The 18,287-nt window shown below is 54.3% G+C and carries 14 protein-coding genes; 9 read left to right on the top strand and 5 right to left on the bottom strand.

The features are described 5' to 3' along the window. The first annotated feature begins 4 nt into the window (after nucleotides 1-4). The 6 genes from AC2TCY_RS21575 (at nucleotide 5) to AC2TCY_RS21600 (ending at nucleotide 6,458) form a co-directional block, all read left to right on the top strand. Nucleotides 5-1,072, top strand: coding sequence for a 2,3-butanediol dehydrogenase (locus AC2TCY_RS21575; protein WP_480850643.1), 1,068 nt, complete (start codon nucleotides 5-7; stop codon nucleotides 1,070-1,072). Then, nucleotides 1,069-1,905 (top strand): NAD-dependent epimerase/dehydratase family protein, encoded by an 837-nt coding sequence (locus tag AC2TCY_RS21580; RefSeq protein ID WP_480850644.1) that lies wholly within the window; start codon nucleotides 1,069-1,071, stop codon nucleotides 1,903-1,905. Before AC2TCY_RS21575 ends, AC2TCY_RS21580 begins: the two co-directional genes overlap by 4 nt. Beyond that, a complete protein-coding gene (locus tag AC2TCY_RS21585; RefSeq protein WP_480850645.1) occupies nucleotides 1,902-2,903 on the top strand; it encodes a Gfo/Idh/MocA family protein in 1,002 nt (333 codons plus the stop codon). The genes AC2TCY_RS21580 and AC2TCY_RS21585 overlap by 4 nt, the downstream gene beginning before the upstream one ends. Then, on the top strand, nucleotides 2,900-3,898 hold the full coding sequence (locus tag AC2TCY_RS21590; protein ID WP_480850646.1) for a zinc-dependent alcohol dehydrogenase: 999 nt from the start codon (nucleotides 2,900-2,902) through the stop codon (nucleotides 3,896-3,898). The genes AC2TCY_RS21585 and AC2TCY_RS21590 overlap by 4 nt, the downstream gene beginning before the upstream one ends. A gap of 68 nt (nucleotides 3,899-3,966) precedes the next feature. Next, the gene (gene lpdA, locus AC2TCY_RS21595; RefSeq protein WP_480850648.1) at nucleotides 3,967-5,361 is read left to right on the top strand and encodes a dihydrolipoyl dehydrogenase; all 1,395 of its coding nucleotides are present in this window, start codon (nucleotides 3,967-3,969) and stop codon (nucleotides 5,359-5,361) included. Nucleotides 5,362-5,621: 260 nt separating this feature from the next. Next, nucleotides 5,622-6,458, top strand: coding sequence for a hypothetical protein (locus tag AC2TCY_RS21600; RefSeq protein WP_480850608.1), 837 nt, complete (start codon nucleotides 5,622-5,624; stop codon nucleotides 6,456-6,458). Nucleotides 6,459-6,979: 521 nt separating this feature from the next. Here AC2TCY_RS21600 and AC2TCY_RS21605 read toward each other — a convergent pair. The 5 genes from AC2TCY_RS21605 to gntH (AC2TCY_RS21625) all read right to left on the bottom strand — a co-directional run bounded on the left by AC2TCY_RS21605 (nucleotide 6,980) and on the right by gntH (AC2TCY_RS21625) (nucleotide 14,402). Further along, on the bottom strand, nucleotides 6,980-7,660 hold the full coding sequence (locus tag AC2TCY_RS21605; protein WP_480850650.1) for an IS6 family transposase: 681 nt from the start codon (nucleotides 7,658-7,660) through the stop codon (nucleotides 6,980-6,982). A gap of 376 nt (nucleotides 7,661-8,036) precedes the next feature. Next, nucleotides 8,037-9,620: a sulfatase-like hydrolase/transferase gene (locus AC2TCY_RS21610; RefSeq protein WP_480850651.1), complete on the bottom strand. Its 1,584-nt coding sequence runs from the start codon at nucleotides 9,618-9,620 to the stop codon at nucleotides 8,037-8,039. Nucleotides 9,621-10,053: 433 nt separating this feature from the next. Continuing rightward, nucleotides 10,054-11,178 (bottom strand): HupE/UreJ family protein, encoded by a 1,125-nt coding sequence (locus AC2TCY_RS21615; protein ID WP_480850653.1) that lies wholly within the window; start codon nucleotides 11,176-11,178, stop codon nucleotides 10,054-10,056. A gap of 151 nt (nucleotides 11,179-11,329) precedes the next feature. Then, entirely contained in the window at nucleotides 11,330-13,117 is a 1,788-nt protein-coding gene (locus AC2TCY_RS21620; protein WP_480850654.1) for a hypothetical protein, read from the bottom strand. An 88-nt stretch (nucleotides 13,118-13,205) separates the two neighbouring features. Next, nucleotides 13,206-14,402, bottom strand: coding sequence for a guanitoxin biosynthesis MBL fold metallo-hydrolase GntH (gene gntH, locus AC2TCY_RS21625; protein WP_480850656.1), 1,197 nt, complete (start codon nucleotides 14,400-14,402; stop codon nucleotides 13,206-13,208). 114 nt (nucleotides 14,403-14,516) lie between these two features. On the opposite strand from gntH (AC2TCY_RS21625), the gene AC2TCY_RS21630 reads away from it, so the two are divergent. The 3 genes from AC2TCY_RS21630 (at nucleotide 14,517) to AC2TCY_RS21640 (ending at nucleotide 18,269) form a co-directional block, all read left to right on the top strand. Continuing rightward, the gene (locus AC2TCY_RS21630; RefSeq protein WP_480850657.1) at nucleotides 14,517-15,086 is read left to right on the top strand and encodes a TetR/AcrR family transcriptional regulator; all 570 of its coding nucleotides are present in this window, start codon (nucleotides 14,517-14,519) and stop codon (nucleotides 15,084-15,086) included. Nucleotides 15,087-15,309: 223 nt separating this feature from the next. Then, nucleotides 15,310-16,425 carry a guanitoxin biosynthesis MBL fold metallo-hydrolase GntH gene (gene gntH / locus AC2TCY_RS21635; protein ID WP_480850659.1) on the top strand — a complete coding sequence of 372 codons (1,116 nt, stop codon included), beginning with the start codon at nucleotides 15,310-15,312 and terminating at the stop codon, nucleotides 16,423-16,425. Nucleotides 16,426-17,153: 728 nt separating this feature from the next. Beyond that, the gene (locus AC2TCY_RS21640; RefSeq protein WP_480850679.1) at nucleotides 17,154-18,269 is read left to right on the top strand and encodes an MHYT domain-containing protein; all 1,116 of its coding nucleotides are present in this window, start codon (nucleotides 17,154-17,156) and stop codon (nucleotides 18,267-18,269) included. The last annotated feature ends 18 nt before the right edge of the window (nucleotides 18,270-18,287 follow it).

Raw genomic sequence — 18,287 nt, forward strand, 5'->3', positions numbered from 1 at the left:
AGATATGCGTGCCGTCCGCTTTCATAACGCCAAGGATATCCGCGTAGAAGAGGTGCCCGCGCCCGACAGCAATCTGGCCGCTGACGAAGTGCTGGTGCGACCAGGGGCCTGCGGGATTTGTGGAACCGATTTGCACGAATACATCGCAGGCCCCATCGTGACCCCGGAAACGCCGCATGTGTTTACAGGGGCCACGAACCCTCAGATTCTGGGCCACGAATTCGTCGCGGTGGTCGAAGCGGTCGGTAGCAATGTCAGCCACGTGAAACCCGGCGACAGGATTTCAGCTCAGCCCTTGATTTCGCCTCGGGACGACTATTTCGGACGGCGTGGACAATACCATCTGAGTGACAAAATGGCATGTGTCGGCCTCAGTTGGGCCTGGGGTGGCATGGCCGAACAGGCGGTGCTGCCGGGCTATTGCGCACAGCCTGTGCCGGATGCGGTGTCTGATGATCAAGCCGCCATGATCGAGCCAGCTGCGGTCGCAATGTATGGGGTTGATCGTGGCCAGATCGGCGCGGGATCGACCGTGTTGATTTCGGGCGCCGGACCGATCGGAGCGTTGACGGTGATCTGCGCCCGCGCTGCCGGAGCAAGCCTGATCATCGTCTCTGAACCGAACCCAAACCGGCGGCGGATCATCCAAAAGATCGACCCAGCTGTTGTCGTTGTCGATCCGGCAACCGAAAAGGCGGGCGATGTCGCCAGAGATCTGACCGAGGACCATGTCGGCGTAGATGTCGCGCTGGAATGTGTTGGTCTGGAGGTATCGCTGAACACATGCGTCGGCGCAGTGCGCAGGGGTGGCAAGGTTGTTCAGGTGGGGCTTCACATGAAACCCGCCAGCATTGATGCGATGCTTTGGGCGCTCAAGGATATCAGTGTCGAAGCGACGTGGTGCTATCCAACTTATGTCTGGCCTCGTCTTGCGGGTTTGATCGCCGCGGGAAAACTGCCCGTGGAAAAAGTGATCACTGGTCGGATCGATGCAGATGACGTGGTCGACAAAGGGTTCGAGGCCCTGTTGGACCCAGGCGGTGAACACCTCAAGATACTCGTTGAAACATGACCCGGACAGCCCTGATCATAGGCGCTACCGGCCTGTCCGGTAGCCATCTGGCTGCTCGCCTGAGCCAATCCGGAGGTTGGTATGTCTACGGTTTGTCCCGCAGGGGAAAGGACGTGCCTGGCATCGACATGCCCCTCGCCGTAGTTCTGACGGACGAAACAACCAGTGTGGCGCTGCTGTCTAAACTTACCGATGTCACCCATGTCTTTTTCTGCACATGGTCAAGGCGGGAAACGGAGGCCGAAAACTGTCGGGTGAACTGGGCGATGGTCCGCAACGCGCTGAACATGGCCGTTACGCTGGCCGTTTACGCGTCCATCTGCGCAGAAACAGGGCGGCCGTTTCTCTTCCCCGGATCGAAGGCACAATACCCTTCCGTAGCAGACATCACTGATGCCCGCTTACTGGCTCAACACCCGGAATGGTCCGCGACAACGCCGGTCGCCGCAAACACCGCCTTCAACGTAGTGAACGGGGATCTGTTCCGATGGGAGTGGATATGGGGCCAGATCGCAGGCTGGTTCGGGCTCAAGGATGCAGGCGCACCTAAGCAGGTCACGCCGTTGAAAATCCAAATGGAAGACGCAGGTGAAATTTGGCCCCGGATCGTGAGCAAGCACGCACTGCGGGATCATTCTGCGTCGAAGCTGGCCTCATGGTGGCACACGGACGCTGATCTGGGTCGCGAGATCGAATGCTTCAACGACATGCGCAATAGCCGTCAGGCCGGGTTTTGTTCTCATCAAAACAGTGCCCGTTCGTTCTTTGACGTTTTTGAGGCGCTTGTGAAAAACCGGATCATCCCGGCTCCGATTGGAAAGGAAATAACATGACCGTCAAAATCGCCATGATCGGACTGGGTTGGTGGGGGCAGAAAATGGTTTCTGTCCTGCAAGCCGCGCCGGATGAGATTGAGGTTGTGCGTGCGGTAGAACCAAACCTCAGTGCGGTGAAAGGATTCGCGCGCGAAAAGGGGCTGTTTGTCACGACGGAATACGCGGATGCTCTCAACGATCCAGAGGTTGAGGCGGTCGTTCTGGCGACTCCGCATTCTCTGCATGAACAGCAGATCGAACAGGCGGTTGCTGCCGGAAAACACATCTTTTGTGAAAAGCCGCTGGCCCTCACGAAAGCAGGCGCTGAAAAAGCCGTGCGCTTATGCGAGGAAGCGGGCTTGGTTTTGGGCATGGGTCATGAACGTAGGTTCGAACCGGCCATGGCCGAACTGCTTGCCATGGCAGATTCAGGAGATCTGGGGCGTGTCCATCAGATCGAGGCCAATTTCAGCCACGACAAATTCGTGTCACTTGATCGCGACAACTGGCGCCTCAAGGCCGATCAGGCCCCAGCTGGCGGAATGACCGCTACCGGTATTCACCTGCTGGACTTGTCGGTGCGACTGCTCGGTGAGGCGGAAAGCGTTCTGTGCCATTGCGAAAACCTCTCTACCGATCTGCCGCAGGGCGACACCGTGGCGGCCTTCGTAAAATTCAAAAATGGCGGTACGTCTTATGTCTCGGCCTCTCTGGCGAATCCATTCGCCTCGCGATTTGCGGTCTACGGATCAAAGGGCTGGGTCGAAATCCGCGATAAGGCTCATGTCGAGGCACCGGACGGATGGGTCGTCACCAAAGGACTGGTGGATGCGCCCATTACAGTCGAGGAAATCCCAACAGCAGAAGCGGTGAAGTTCAACCTGATCGCCTTTGCCCACGCGGTCGAAGGTAAAGATTCCTACCCAATTACATCTGGCCATCTGGTCAACAACATCGCGCTGCTCGAGAGCGTTTTCAAATCGGCCCAAAGTGGAAAGATCGAGAAAATCGCATGACGAATTCAACGATGAAAGCACTTGTATTCGAAGAACCCAAAAAGCTTGTCGTCTCATCTCAACCCGTTCCCGAGATTGACGCCAACACGGTTCTGGTCAAAACGCGAAAGGTCGGCATTTGCCACTCGGACTATGAGTTGTTGGCTGGGCAATACATCATTCCGATCAGCTATCCCGTTGTTCCGGGCCATGAGTGGGTCGGCGAGGTTGTTGAAGTAGGAAAAAACGTAACTGGGTTTGCGCCGGGTGACCGCGTAGTTGGCGAATGCGTGATCAATACCCCAGAACGCATTCACCATTTCGGATTTTCGATGAACGGCGCGGATCGGGAGTATTTCACGGCCCGACCCGAGTGGCTGCACAAATTGCCGGACGAGGTCGACGATGCCAAGGGCGCTCTGATCGAACCATTCACATGCGGTTACTATGCGGTCTTGCGCGGAGGCGGCACAAACGCCAGCGAAACCGTCGTCGTTTCTGGTGGTGGTACAATCGGTTTGGTTTCAGCGGCCGCGGCGATTGGCATGGGCGCGCGCGTGATCGTTGTCGACCCGATCCCGCTGCGACGCGAGACGGCGTTGAAACTCGGTGCGGATGCGGCGGTCGACCCGACCGACGGGAACCCTGTTGAGGCAGTGCAGGAATTGACCAATGGCGGGGCCGATCTGGTGATTGAGGCCGCAGGCCACGCGTCGTCGCTCGCCAATGTGTTTGACTACGCGCGCCCGGAGGGACGGGTGTCCATGGTCGGTATCAATATCGGTCAGAAATTTCCTGTAGAGCTTGGCCTCATCCAGATCAAGGACCTGAAAGTAAACGGCTGCATCGGATCGCCGGGCGTCTGGCCCGGAGCCATTCGATTCCTCGGTCGGACGGGGCTGGACCTGTCACCAATCCAGACTCATGTGTTCAATCTGGATCAGGCGGCTGAGGCGTATGAGTTGGGGAAAGAGCCGACACAGGCGGTAAAAGTCACGCTCGACATAGCAAACTGAAATCTTTCAACTAACGACTTGGATACGGCTGTTTAGGCGGCTCATTCCTAGACCTCACGGAGTCAACGATGTCGCCTAATCCCTATGATCTGATCGTAATCGGCGCTGGTCCGGGCGGCTATGTTGCGGCTATCCGCGCGGCGCAGCTGGGGTTGAAAACGGCCGTTGTCGAACGCGAGCATCTAGGGGGCATCTGCCTGAACTGGGGCTGTATCCCGACCAAGGCGCTGCTGCGCTCGTCTGAAGTGTTTCACCTGATGGAACGCGCCAAGGATTTCGGACTGAAGGCGGACAAGATCGGTTACGATCTGGATGCGGTTGTAAAGCACTCTCGGGGCGTTGCAGGGCAGCTGTCCGGCGGCATCGGCCACCTGTTGAAGAAAAACAAAGTCACCGTTGTGATGGGTGAGGCGACGATCCCTGCCAAAGGGAAGGTCACCGTCAAAACCGACAAAGGCACCGAAGAACTAACCGCCAAGAACATCGTTCTGGCCACCGGTGCACGGGCACGCGAACTGCCGGGGCTCGAAGCAGATGGTGATCTGGTTTGGACCTATAAGCACGCGCTGCAACCGCCTCGGATGCCCAAGAAACTGCTGGTTATCGGATCGGGCGCGATCGGTATCGAATTCGCCAGTTTCTACAACACGCTGGGCGCCGACACGACTGTGGTCGAGGTGATGGACCGCGTGCTGCCGGTCGAAGACGCCGAGATCAGCGCGCTGGCAAAAAAAGCCTTCACCAAGCAGGGCATGACCATCATGGAAAAGGCGATGGTCAAGCAGCTAGACCGCGCCAAGCGCCAGGTCACGGCCCATATCGAGGTCAAAGGTAAGGTCGAGAAACACGATTTCGACACAGTGATTTCTGCCGTGGGTATCATAGGCAATGTTGAAAACCTGGGGCTTGAGGCTTTGGGCGTGAAGATCGACCGGACCCATGTCGTGACGGATGAATTTTGCCGTACCGGTGTCGAGGGGCTCTACGCCATCGGCGACATCGCGGGCGCGCCTTGGCTGGCGCACAAAGCCAGCCACGAAGGCGTCATGGTCGCCGACCTGATCGCCGGCCAGCACGCGCATCCAGTCAAACCGGAAAGCATCGCAGGCTGCACCTATTGCCAGCCACAGGTCGCGTCGGTTGGATATACCGAAGCAAAGGCCAAGGAACTCGGCTACGACATCAAAGTTGGCCGCTTCCCGTTTATCGGCAACGGCAAGGCGATTGCTCTGGGTGAGCCGGAAGGTCTGATCAAAACTGTGTTCGACTCCAAGACCGGTGAGTTGCTGGGTGCCCACATGATCGGCGCCGAAGTAACCGAACTGATCCAGGGCTATGTCGTGGGTCGCCAGTTGGAAACCACGGAAGAAGACCTGATGAATACCGTCTTTCCGCACCCGACGCTGTCCGAAATGATGCACGAAAGCGTGCTCGACGCCTATGGGCGCGTAATCCACATGTAGAAGGATCGTAAACAAAAACGACGTATTTGACGCAAACTTCGTGACAGATTGCGTCAAAGTCTCTGGTCTGTGCTGATCATCCAAGCAACGAACACGGAAATTGAAATCCACGTTAAACGCCAAGTGGAGATCAAATCGACTCACGTCCAGCCCGGCAGTCAGATTGTTTCAAAAGACGGAATGATTGTGATGGGGAAACGAAATGTGCCGCGCTGTCGTAACAGCAGGTTCCGAGGGCAGTACTTGTCAGTGGGGGGACAATGGATACTGAAACGACACGATTAAGTGTTTCGAGCGAGACGCTCATTGTGCCGGTGTTCGGCAACCCCGTCTCCGAGACCGACTATCCAGTCTTGTTAAGCGACCGGGTTGCACAGTTTGGTCATAGCACGCTCTTCATTCCAGCGGATGTCCATCCCGATGGTCTGCACAAGGCGCTCGAGGGATTTCGGCACTTGCGCAATTTGGCAGGTCTCGTAATCACGGAGCCGCATGATGCCACTGTTCTGGAGTATGTCGATCACATTTCGGAATCTGCGAAATTTGTGGGGGCGGCAAATATCGTGCGGGTCGAAGCTGACGGGGCTTGGGTTGCTGACGTGACAGATGGCAAAGCGTTGGTGCACGAGCTCTGGCGATCTGGTGTAATCGTAAAAGAGAGCGCAATTCATATTTTCGGATGTGGAAGCGCTGGTGCGGCTGTTGCTCATGCTGTGGTACAGGCCGGGGCCGCCGAGGTCTCGGTTTCGGACTGTCGAGTTGAGAAGGCCGAGACCCTCGTATCCAAATTGTCCAAACAGGGGCTGCCTACGACATTTCGGGTGGGTACAGGCAACATCCGGGCAGCCGATATTGTTATCAACACTTCATCGACCGAAACGCAGGGCAGGGGTAGTGTCGATCTCGTGAGTAAGCATCATGTATTTGTTGAGATGGCCGGTGAATCGGAGCCTCTCAAAGCTGAATGCTCAACCGAATGCGCCGCCATTTCGAATATTCGAACGGTCAACAGTCAAGTTGACGCGATCCTCGATTTCCTGGGGATGCTTCCTATCACATACGATATTTCAACGGTCACTCGGCAGATATGGTTCTGAAGGTGTAGATGCATCCATGCGCAATCCAGGTTCGGGATATAGCCCGCGTGTGACGTGAACGATACTTAAGCCGCGTATAGGCTGATGGATTGGATGCCCCTCCTGCCGGTTAATATTGAACCGGAGCGCCCAATGAGGGTCGCGATAGCGAGGAAGTACCGATGGAAAGCATACATATTTTGGGCATTGACTTGTCAAAGCGCTCGTTCGCCATCTGCGGCACAGATAACTATGGTTATGAAAAACGATCAAAAACGCAAAAGCGAAATTATGTTAAATGTATATGAGATCCGCTGTGTGATCAGCGAACTTCATTCCCATACGCATCAACGGCAACACCACAACGTGCACATTGATGAACAGACGAACCTCCGGCGAAACAAATTTTCCATCTATGCCCAAGAAGTTGGCAAAAAACGCGTCTCACGATATGGACCTTATTCCTGTTTCGATTTGCAGCGGCAGGGATGTGTCGCAAACTTTTAGGACAGCCAGAGTTAGCGACTTATTAGACGCACCTATCATGCGATCTCGGCAAATAGTCGAAAACCAGACGTCGTAGTGCTGGGGAATTGCTGCTTCCGGATCATGTTGGCGACCTCGATGCCGTCCAAAGTAGCCGAGGCGGATCTGAACGAATTGAACCCACACATGTGCCGGATGCGACGCTTGATGAACCGGTGATCCTGTTCGATCATGTTGTTCAAATACTTGGACCTGACTGTTTGGATTTTGGCTGGGCAGCCAAACCGAGTAAGGATTTTGTTCACTTCTCGAATGCCTGCCGCGTTGGCTCCACTTTTGTCGATGACGATCTTGCCTGGAATTCCGTTAGAAGACAGCGCTTTGGCAAAGATCCTGGCGGCTGCCGGACGGTTCCTCCGCTCAGACAGCATGAAATCAAGGGTATTTCCAGCTTTGTCGACTGCCCGGTAGAAGTACATCCATTTGCCGCGAACACGAACATATGTCTCGTCCATGCGCGAGGAACTCAGCGTTGGGCGTTTCTTTGATTGCGCTCTCGCTGCAATCATCGGCGAATACTTCACAACCCGCCTGTTGAGAGTCGCGTGGTCAACGTGAACACCGCGTTCGGCCATGATCTCTTCCAAATCACGATAGGACACTGTGTACCGCAGATAGAAGTACACAGCGTATAGAACCGCATCCTGAGGAAAATGGCAGCCTTTCAAGGAAATCATGCTGAAACCTGTTGGAAAACAATACGCGGACAACAAACTACGGAATCTGCAGGCTCGTCAATCCAGACCCAAAGTTTGCGACACAGCCAATGGACCTGCTTCGCGCGGAGTGGCGCAATGCGACGGATGCAGAACGTAAGCGCTATGAAAAGGAGGCATAAGACGGGGGTTGTCGAAGGACCACTTTTGGGAAGCTGCAGCGCAGCGGAGCGCCGCTTAAGCAACGGCAGGTTTGGGCCGTCGGTAGTAGAAGCTGGATGAATCCAATGTGCTAAATCCAACGTTGACAAGGCACCATTTCACGGGACTGCTGCGCTGCCTCTGAGGTCGGCAGTGAGCCCAAGTTAGACGTTGATTTGGTCCTTCGACCAGAAGTTCAATCGTGCGCAGTCAGTGTTGAATCTTGTGCCGTCATTGGTGGGCGGTGCGGAAACTCGGCGATGCGCTCATTATGGCTTTGCAATAGAAATTGCATTGGCGCGACGGCATAAAGACCGGGATAAAGCTGGCCATATTTTTCGCCGGGATCACGACGAATGTTGTAAAAGTCCATGCCCGGCAATCCGCCATGGCCTTCCGTGATGTGGATTTTGAAATCCTCGTAGCGGATCGCCCCAAGCGTTGGACCGCTGTAGTAGGACACAAAGTTCCGTCGACCGTGGCCCTCACCATTCAACAACAGTGATGTCTGATCAACTCCATCGGTGATCCGGTCATTTGGAATTCCCTCCATTGCGCCACCCAATCGCGCCGCTGTGGTGAAAAGGTCAGTGACATGAAGTACATCCTTGGGATCTTGCCCGGGTTCGATCATTCCCGGCCACCATGCCATTGCCGGTACACGGACGCCGCCCTCCAATATGTCACCCTTCGCCCCTCTAAGCAGGGTGTACCCCGCTGTCGGCCAAAAGGCGTACATTGGACCATTGTCGCTAATCCAAACAACTAAGGTGTTTTCGGCTATCCCTTCAGCTTTCAACGTGTCCAGTAGGCGGCCGACGTGGGTACTGTGCATCGCCATGAAGGATGCCTGTCGGTTGTTCTTGTCAACGCTGGGTGCTTTCAGAAACTCTTTTGAGGCCGAAATTTGCAGTGCGTAGGACGCCCAATAGATATAGAACGGGCTTTCGTCACCGGCTTGGTCAACAACATATTGCGTTATTTGATTGATGGACTCGTTTTCAAAGGCCTCTTGTCGTTCCGGCGACAGGGCACCGGCCACTCCATCGATTGGTGTTCGGCCTTCACCTTTTCGTCCGACATATCCGCCGACCGACATGTCGATCCCAGTGCGTTCGAAATAGGTCTCGTAGCCAGGAAAATCGGCAAATGGTAAAGTTCCATTTTCGTCTTCAAAGGCCGCCTGCCACCAATCCGGGGCACCGTTGAATAGCCCATAGTAGGCGTAATCATAGCCCTGATTTTCCGGCGCATGCTCGGGCAAGTCGCCCAGATGCCACTTGCCCCACATTGCGGTGTTATAGCCTTGTTCAGACAGGATTTCGGCTGTTGTGACCTCTTCCGGTGAAAGACCATCCGTCATTCCAGGCCAAAGCACGGACAAGAGCCCGGTACGAACAGGATGCCTGCCAGTGTTAATCGCTATCCGCGTCGGTGTGCAGGACGGTTCGGCATATGCTGACCAAAATCGCATACCTTCAAAGGCCATTTGGTCCAGTTCGTCAGAAGGCATGCCACGATGTCGGCCGCCACCTTGCCAGCCCAACTCACCCCAACCGATATCATCTGTCAGAATGTAAATGATGTTGGGCTTCTTTCCGAAGCGTTGCTTCAGCGCTTCCAGTTTCGCGTTTATCTCGCCGTCTTCGGCTGCCCACGCTTCAGCGTTGCGTTCTGCAAAGTCCAATTGTGGTCCATCTGGTTCGATTGCCAACGCAGGAATTGCTGTAAACAACATTGCAACCGTTGATGTCATTGTCATTGTAACTGTCAATTTCATTGCGACCTCCCCAAAGTTATTCAAAAAACCCAATATAAGGTCGCCGAGCGCACCAACCTGAGTCAAGGTGTGTGAAATTAATCTGGTACAGCAAAACTTTGGACGACAGCTTTGTCCGCTAGGCCGACCTTGATGCCGCCTGAACCGACCCGATGACCAACTGAAACCGTCAGATGACCGGTTCGAGCCCACATTGACCGGTGCTGCGCGAAACCCCAATGACAGCAATGCGCAGAAAGCAGACTTTACAAAGTCTGGCGTGCGGCCCTAACCCATCTGCGGTTCAGCTTCTGCTTCGTCAGACGAAGGTAGATAGTACAGTACGTTACCTATGTGCGGTTCGCTTTCCGATACCAGTCGTGGCCGAAATCGCGGCAGCATCGAAAAAAGACCAAACCGAACGCTGTCATAGGGTTGGAAGCAGTATTCCTTTCTAAACCGCAATCATCGATAGAAAGTCTATTCCCCGTTCGAAAGTCCACCAACTTGCGATAGCTGCACATCCGATTGCAATCGAAACTCTCAACGACATTTCGGGTGTCGGACCTAGTTTCGCGAAGAAGTGCAGCACTGGCCAGATCACCAGAACAATAGCGAGCTGACCAACTTCAACGCCAACATTGAACGCCAGTAAGCTCTGCCAGATGTTGGGCGACGTCACCTGAAGTATTTCATGTAAAACAAAACTGAAGCCCAAGCCATGAAGAAGACCCATAAGTACCGTTACGACAAAGACCTTTTTGTTAGAGTTCCTTTCCAGCTTGTCCCGTCTAACGGCCAGAAAGGCCGCGTAGACGATGGACATGGCAATCCCAGTTTCGACAAATGGCACAAACCAGGCTCCTGACGGCACATACCCGAAAAAACCAAGGGACAGAGTCACGCTATGGCCGACCGTAAAGCCGGTGACTCGCCACAGTAGTGCGTTTAAACCGGGAGCACCAATCACCAGGCAGACAACAAACAGCACGTGGTCGATGCCTTCCACAATGTGTCGCAGGCCTTCCCAAACGAAAGTTACGATCCCTGAGAACCGGGACCTGGAAACCTCAACGGGATCATCCAGCAGACCTCGGGCTCGAAAGACAAGCGGATCGCCGGATCCATAATCCAGAATGAGATTTGCGGTCATTTCCTGATCAGGCAGGCCTGGGTCCAAAGAACTGGAGATGGCGTAGGAGGTCGGTGCCCTTCCCAATTCATACCGGAGTGTAACATCCACAATGACGTCACCAACATAAACAGGCTGGTCATCCTGTATGGTCTTTTCAGCTGACACCGATTGTTTGGCTTCGCTCAGCGTCGCAAAACCCGGTTCCTCGCCAACTTTGTGAATAGTCACGGATTCAACGTCGCCCAGAACGCGCGTACCCGCGATTTCGATGATCGTACCGGTTTCCGCGATGCGCCCAAGCCCAAGAGGGTTTTCAGCAATTTGTGAGGTGTCGACAAAATGAACCGCCAGACCTTCCTCAAGGGCATTTGTCGTGAAAGGAGCCGCTTCAGGAAGGCCGTCCTCATCCTTTTTGCCGATTTTGTCCGCCACAAGGTAGGGCATGGGCATTCGCAAATAAATGCGCAGACCGTCGCTTGTGTGTTCTACGTGAAAAATACGAACGTTGAGGTTCAGCAGAAAATGCGCCTGGCTAGCAACCGCAGTTAAGATCAAACTGGCCGTTATCCAAATCAAAAATACCTTGTTCAGTCGGTTAAACATCCGGTGCGCGCGCCTCTATTACAGTGATACCTGTAAGCTTCCAAACCCCTTTTTCGGGACGGAACTCAACCCTTGCCCGATACTCCACCCGACGACGATGATCATGGCCCCAGTGACCGGCCCGAGCGTCTACAATCCACTTGGCAACACCTTCGAAAGCACCGGTTGTCCCAATGTCGCCTTCAACGATAGCGACTTCGGTTACTTCGGCGATCTGTGCGCGGCTTCCGCCTGGCACTCGGATGGCGAGGTTTGTTTCGAGTTCAGTGGCGACGTCTGCGAGGGACGTGTTCCTGACAATTGGCTTCAGCGCTTTTCTACGTGCTTCTGGTGAAACCTCAAGCGCGGCCACATACGTGCTCGCCAAAAGCTGTGAAAAAGTCTCGGAAGCCATCTGTTCGCTGGATTGATCGGCTATTGGATTTTGAAACGGAATTTGCATTTCTTGTCGAAGGGCGACCCCCGCAATTAAACAGCTGAACGACAGAAGGACGAACCCGATCCGCCGGATTCTCCAGGGCGACAAAAGCGCCCCTACGCCGGCGCCAAGCGCAACAGCGACAGTCAGCGCGGACCAAATCGGTAGAAAGAAAACTCCCTTCACCTGCACCGACATAACTTCGGGGTCGACGTAGCGTTTCAAATGATTGATCCAACTTACCTCCGGATCGTCCGGAGTGGCCCAATCCAAGAAGGGACCGGCAACATCCGTCAACGTCACGGGCACATGCTGAATGGTTTGGTCGAACATATCCCATGTGACGGACGCCTCTTCGGGTAATGTCGAGATCGGATAAGACAATATCAAGCCTGCAAAAGTCGTATCGGCCAGAAGCGTCGGGGCCCCCTCAACAACTTGAACTCCTGCCTCGCCCAGCGTTAGAAATGCGCCCCTGACAGAGGTGGGTTGAACCGGCTCCCCCGCGATGACGACCGGATTACGGGTTTCGAACGAGTCCAGCGCGGCGTTGAGTATTGTCCCCTGCTGAGATGGGTCCAGCCAGGAACCCGCGTCCAGATCCATGTCTATCCAGGGCGCAAGTTCCCGCAGCCGGATAAGGACCTCGTGGCGGATTTCGCGTGGTGTCACATACAGATAAGACGTTGTGCCGCTTTGAGCTGACCGATTGAGATTCACATTGGTAAACGCAGTGAACCATGGGTCGGACCAGTCAATCTCAAGTCGCGCGTCACTATCAAAGTAACTGAATTTGGTGACAGGGACGGCGCGATCAAAAACCATGAAACCGATTGATGTGGCGGGCTTATCCTCCTTGGGTGTCGGCGGGCGAAGGATCAGGGTCTCGGGGCGCACGCCGTCAAAACCGAAGAAAGCTTCGATGTAGATAACTTGCGGGTTTTCAGGAGGAGCAGGAATTGTGCGCCCGGTAATGGGATCGGTTTTTCCTGCCAAGGGGGATGCGCGGTCAATTCTCTCACGGCTTTCGGCAGTCACAAATTCGTACGAAAAAGATGATCCGTCGGCGCGGCTTATCGAAATGCTTTCGGGTTCGCTGCCAAAAGTAGCTTGATGTGCCGCTACTGGGGGGAGATCCTGAAATACCTCGGTAGGCAAAAACGATGCAAAAACTTCAAAATCCTCGGGGTAGACTTCCAGCTCAAGTCGAACGCCATCGGTTTCCACCCGAAAGATTGCGATGTTTCTGGCGACCTCCGCCCCACTATACGGAATGACATCACCTTTTGCAGAGCTGCCTATCATTAAAGCGGCGAACAACGTCAGAAGGCATCGGATTTGGATCAACAATTTGGCCAGCATCCTTCGCGGCATCAAACTAAGTACAGTAACCGTGTCACTTCCGTCTTGTGCAGCTCATTTTCGAGCCGCACCAAAACGTGTCACTACGTCAGTTTTGATCGGGCATAGGCGGTGGCGTGTAACCGTCCCATTTACCTGCTTTGACCTTGTCGGAGGGTTCTTTTTCCTCTGAACGCTGTGCATTGATGTACTCGTCGCTTACCGCGGGCGGCAACGCATAATCATCTACGCTCGCCTCGCGTACGACAATCTGGTCTTTGGTTACGTTGATCACCTGAAGATCACGTGCCAGCGTGAGTGGTCCATCGTAGGTCGACCGCACACCCTCCAAAATCGCCTGATAGTTTTCTGGTGAAAGCACGGAATGATATCCCAATGCCATGCGCGGCTCGACGGCGGACATTACCTTTCCGAATGCCGCTGGCTCGGAATGGACACGCGTGGCGACATATGTGGCTTGCGTCATGTCCCAGCCAAAGTACGGTGCCAGCGCCTCAGGTGGCAGGAAAGCCTCGTGGGAAGCAAGATCCGCTCCTTTGGCATATTCGACATACCACTTGTTCGGGTAGGTATCTCCGCCGAAAACGTATTTCAGCCCATTCCACTCAAGAGAATAGCTGACCGAACCGTCGAGACTATGGATTGCAGGCCAGGAACGAATGGTGACACCGTTGTCTTGATAAACGATTTCGTTTTCCTGCATGTAGTCGAACTCGGTGACTTCAAGCTTGGCGCCCTCATCCGGCAACGCACCCGTACGTGTAGCAAGGTCCCACGCATAAGCCTTGGACATACCCTCAACGTAGGCTTTGGTTCCAAGCTCATCTTCTGATCCCGAAGGGCCAAAGATGCGAAGCGGTGTATACCGACCTGATAGCCAACCACCAACATGCAGCCCCATAAAGTCCCCGACATGATCAACGTGCAGGTGGCTGAAGAAAACTTTATCGATTTTCGCAAAGTCCGGGCGCAGCGAGAACAAGTTACCCGTTGATCCGGTGCCGACGTCGAACAGAAAGACATCACCGTTGCCCAATTCCACATAAAACGAAATTGAAACAGCGGCCTTTGTCTGGTTTGGCATACCTGTCCCTAACGCAGTTATCCGCATCTCATCTTCGCCAAGTATTTCAGTATTTGGGAAATAGGATGCCGGATAAACGCCATCTTCAATGGGGGCAGCCGTTCGACCCGTGGGCAACATGTTCTGCGCTGCGGCGGTTCCAGCTGCCGCGATCCCCATTGCAAGAACCAAAGCCGTTGCGGAATTGAGCAAGCTTTTCATAGTTCCCCCTCCATTCTGAATTAGTCATTCAGCACACAAATTCGTGAGCCCCCCATTCTCCGTAGACATCTCTACGGTAGGTCCATAGACTGCTCTATGTCAACAGAGGTGTCTATGGAAGCTGAACCAAGGATAATTGAAAAACGGGGAAAGGCGTCACGGGAAGATTGGCTGCTTGCGACACTAGACGTTCTGAGGGAGCGAGGAATCGAGGGTGTAAAAGTTGTTGCAATTGCCCGCAGGCTTGGCCTGACAAGCGGGAGTTTCTACTGGCATTTTCAGAACTTAAAGGATCTTCTCGACTCAGTTTTACTATTTTGGGAAGACGCTCTGACTGGACATATCATCGAAGACGCACTTCAGTTCCAGGGGCCGCCTGAAGAGCGGATAAGGGTATTGATGCATCAGGTTATCCGCGAAGACGCTTCCAGGCCGGATGGAGCTATCGCGGTTTGGGCAAAATCCGATGCCGATGCCGCGCAATGTTATAAGCGTGCAATGAAACGACGATTTGAGTTTTCTGCGTGGCTTTTCGAAGAGCTCGGTTTTGCGCCCCCTGATGCCGAGATTCGAGGCCGGATGATGGTCATGACCCTGATGGGTGAGACAACGAACGATCTGAAACTGCATGAAAACTGGCCGAGTGTAATAGACCGGCACTGGCGAGTTTTGGTGGACAAATAACTTCCGATCAATTGGGTTGAACAAACGCCATTTTCGATCAGTTTCTTGGCTTGTACCTCCGACCTGATTGAAGCGTTGGTTTTGCACGCGTCGTTGTCACACGCAGTACTCTTACGCGTCCGTCCCGCGTCAAAGCGCAGTCGTTCGACTTCGGGCTGATAGCATTTCGTAGTATCCTTATCGAAATCAAAAAGGTTTGGGGGGACTAAGGGTGCGATTGAATATGATATCAACTCTAGGCCTGGCATTTGCTTCGATATGCTCACCTGCGGCTTCTGACAGTACGCTGGAGGCGCGAAAGTTCTATTATCCGAATACTGAACCACTTGGTGAAGCGGAGATGCGCGTTGTCTCGCTGGGTACTGGAACGCCCAACTTTCGACGCTCCCAAGCGTCTGCATCATGGTTGGTCGAACTTGGGAACGGTGACAAGTTTCTATTTGATGTCGGGACTGGTTCGTTAGCCAATTTGGCAGCCTTGGAGATTCCCTACACGTATCTCGACAAAGTGTTCATCAGCCATCTGCACGTAGATCATATCGGTGACCTGGATGCGCTTTTTGTCGGCGGATGGGTTTCCAACCGGACGGTACCTTTACAGATCTGGGGGCCAAGTGGATTGAAACCGGAGTTTGGAACCGCGGCGGCAATGGATGGGCTTCAAAAAATGCTGGCGTGGGACGTTGCTGGCCGCCGCGGAAACATGCCCTCGGCGGGAGGCCATCTAAAGGTAACTGAGTTCGACTATTCGAAGACGCAGGTGGTTTATGAGAACGATGGCGTGGTCATACGATCCTGGCCCGCGATACACGGCATTGATGGATCTGTGTCTTACAGCTTGGAATGGAACGGGCTTAAGTTTGTTTATTCGGGTGATACCAACCCCAACAGATGGTTCGTCGAGAACGCCAAAGAGGCTGATCTTGTCATCCATGAATGTTACCTAACGGTACAACAATTTATCGACATAAAGAACTACGATCCCGAACGTGCTCGTTTGGTTGCAACGGTAGTTCACACACCACCGGATGCATGCGGGAAGTTATTCGCGACAATCGAGCCGCGACACGCGATTGCCTATCATACGTTTGCCGATTTCGACATCGCCCCCGATACAATTGCGGCAATTCGAATGACCTATGATGGGCCGCTTACCTTGGCTCAGGATATGCTAGTCTGGAACATTTCGGCAGAGTCAGTAACCGTTAGAAAAGTAGTAGGATCAGACAATCCGTTGCCAGTTGACCCCCCGATACCCGCCGGACCTCCTGACCCAAGCGAACGAACAGAATTGTCAGGTTGGCTCAACGCAGGCCGCCTCGACCTTGGCCAGGACTAACCTGCGAGAAGAAATTCTTGCCAAGCTGGGTTTGAGAAATCGGTAAAGCTCATATACTTGAGGTGAAGAACCTTTTGCCAATTCTTCGGCAAGGGTTCGCGTTTTCTGCTCTTGGATTGTAGGGCCAGGTCGCGGCGGAAGGCTGGCTTGGCTTCAGCCGAAATCCGCTGAACTAAACGACCGGCCAGGGGAAATCTGCCGCCTGCCGAATGATCGCTATCGCAAGCGCAAAGGTTTTCTGTGTGAGAGAAAGCTGCGTGGGTAAAAGGCGGGGCCGTTGCGCGTCTCGATTGTCGAAGCTGAACGCCGCGAAAAGGCTATACGAATTTCCGCGCGATCAACGCGGATGAAGAACTGGTTCAGTGAAATCCGCTGCGTCGCAGAATTTTTCGCCCCGCAGCTGCGACGATTTTCTGCGTCAGCAATAACTGCGTGAGCAAAAGGCCGTTTTGTCCCGCTGAGCCGACCTTCGTCCCTTCGTTGTTTTCAGTGCTCGACGCAAAGCATCGGATGGCCGCTTGGGGCCCAAAGTACCGAATGCTGCACAGTGCATGAATGTCTTTTATCGGAATATTGCATTTGAGTTTCTGCAGCTCCGGCGTATCAACCGCAGAAAATTCAGTCGTTCAGAATTGCGGCTGTAGATGACCGCGCTCCAACGCAAGAAATGAAGGCCGTGCGAACGGCACTGATTGCAAATCGCTCCAGTCTTGGCCATCCTTTTCGGCATGGAGTTTCTGACCGTCGACCATAGCAGCTTCCTGATCGCAATGTCCTGCGTCGTGGCACTTGTCGCGGGGTTCACCGGTCTTTCGCTCACCCGCGACCTGTCAGAAAAGCCGATGTTCCAGAAAAAAGCGTCGATCGCGCTTGCGTCCATCGCCTTGGGCGGCGGTATCTGGGCAATGCATTTCGTAGCCATGCTTGGTTTGAACCTGCCGATCCTGTTCTATTATGACGCGGCCATCACGCTGGTGTCGGCACTGTCAGCGATCCTGCTTGTTGGCGCGGCCCTGATCCTGTTGCATTTCGCCGACCGCACACCGTTCATCATTTCGCTGTCGGGTTGCATTGTTGGGACCGGCATTCTGGTCATGCACTATATCGGCATGGCCGGCCTGGAACTGTGCCGCGCGGTCTATACGACATCGGGCGTCGTCTTTTCTTCCATCGTGGCCATCGGGCTGTGTATTCTTGCCTTCTGGATTGCCTATGGAAAGCGCACGAACCGCAACATCGTGCTTGGGACGATATGCTTTGCGTTTGCCGTTTGCTCGGCACATTTTCTGGCGATTGCGGAAACCAATTTTGTGCAGGCGTCCACCGCAGCTGAGTTTGGCCCCAGCATGAGCAATGAAACGCTGGCGCTAGGTGTGATCTTCTTCAGTTTCGTGATTTTCGGCGCGTGCCTCTGGGTGAGCGTGACATATCTGGTCACGCCAGGATCAGAAGAGGAGCGTCAGCAAGTGGAGCCCGCGCCGGAACTGAAGGCGGATCTGCAGATCCCCTGCGAAGCGGATGGCAACAAGGTCTTTGTCAGGGCAAGGGACTTGGTGTTCGTGCGCGCTGATGGGCATTACACACAGATCTATACTGAGACCGAACGGCTATTCTGTGTCTGGCCGATCACCATGGCCTCCAAACGGCTCTTGCCGTTGGGGTTCCTGCAAACCCATCGCAGCTACTTGGTCAACCCGGCGCGTGTCTCGCGCTTCGAAAGAAACAAGGACAAGGGACGCTGCCTTTTCGACGGGGGCGATCTGCCGCCCGCACCCGTCAGCCGTTCCAAACTGAAGGCCGTTCAAAACGTGCTTGCGTCGCAAGGCGGCGCAGTTGGTGCGTGAGCAGGCGCATTTCGTGCA

This window comes from Ruegeria sp. HKCCD7181 (assembly GCF_057221055.1).